This window comes from Mycobacterium sp. E796 (assembly GCF_001672815.1).
Classification (GTDB): domain Bacteria; phylum Actinomycetota; class Actinomycetes; order Mycobacteriales; family Mycobacteriaceae; genus Mycobacterium.
This window is the reverse complement of record NZ_LZKK01000341.1, coordinates 1-1,125: the sequence shown is the minus strand read 5'-3', so window position 1 is coordinate 1,125 and position 1,125 is coordinate 1. Positions and strand designations below refer to the sequence as shown.

The following is a 1,125-nucleotide window of genomic DNA, read 5'->3' as shown; positions in this document are numbered from 1 at the left end:
CCCGGTCACGTAACCCACCAGGCGCTTGTCGCCGGGGCGGTCCTCGCGGGCGATCACCACCGCCTGCTCGACGCCGTCGAGCCCGTTCAGTGTCGCCTGGACCTCGCCCAGCTCGATGCGATAGCCGCGGATCTTGACCTGCTCATCGGCACGCCCCATGTAGCGCAGCTGCCCGTCGGCGCCCCAACACACCAGGTCGCCGGTGCGGTACATCCTTTGTCCCGGCGCTCCCGCGCTGACGAACGGACACGCGACGAACCGCGTCGCGGTCAAACCCGCCCGCCCGACGTATCCGTGCGCCAAGCCGGCGCCGGCGACGTACAGCTCGCCGACCACGCCGGCGGGCACGGGCTGCAGCGACCCGTCGAGCACGAAGAAACCCAGGTGGCCCAGCGGCACCCCGATCGGGCTGACGGCCGTGTCGACGTCCTCGGCGACGATCTCGCGGAACGAGGCATGCACCGTCGTCTCGGTGATGCCATACATATTTATCAACCGCGGCCCACCAGGGTGACTGTCCAGCCACGCCCGCAACCGCTGCGGTTCGAGCGCCTCCCCGCCGAACACCACCGCCTCCAGCGCCAACCGCGACGCCAACTCGGGCTGCAACGCATCGGCGGCCTGCAGGGCATAAAACGCCGACGGCGTCTGGCTCAACACACTGACCCGTTCGGTCACCAGCAGCGCGTGCAGGTCCTCGGGCGAGCGCACCACCGAGTCGGGCGCCACCACCACCCGCCCACCGAACAGCAGCGCACCCCAGATCTCCCACACCGAGAAATCGAACGCCAACGAATGACACTGCGACCACACCCGACCCACCAAATCCATCTCGCCGGCCAACGTGTCCAGCAACCGGGTGACGTTGCCATGCGGGACCGCGACGCCCTTAGGGGTGCCGGTCGTGCCCGAGGTGTAGATGATGTAGGCAACGTCATCCGGCGCCGCCACCGACAACGCCGCGCTAGGTTGCCCGACCACACCGCGATCATCAACGTCGACGACCAGCAAGCCACGTCCCTCAAGCCGCGGGCGGTACTCCGCGGTAGTGATCGCCGCGACCGGCGCGGCGTCGCCGAGCACGAACTGCATCCGGGCCTCCGGCACCGCCGGATCGATCGGCAC

The 1,125-nt window shown here is 69.2% G+C and carries 1 protein-coding gene; it reads right to left on the bottom strand.

Going from position 1 to position 1,125, the window contains the following annotated elements; genetic code table 11:
* Window positions 1–1,125: amino acid adenylation domain-containing protein (locus tag A5706_RS28120; RefSeq protein ID WP_156767388.1), on the bottom strand; the 1,125-nt coding region annotated here is incomplete at both ends.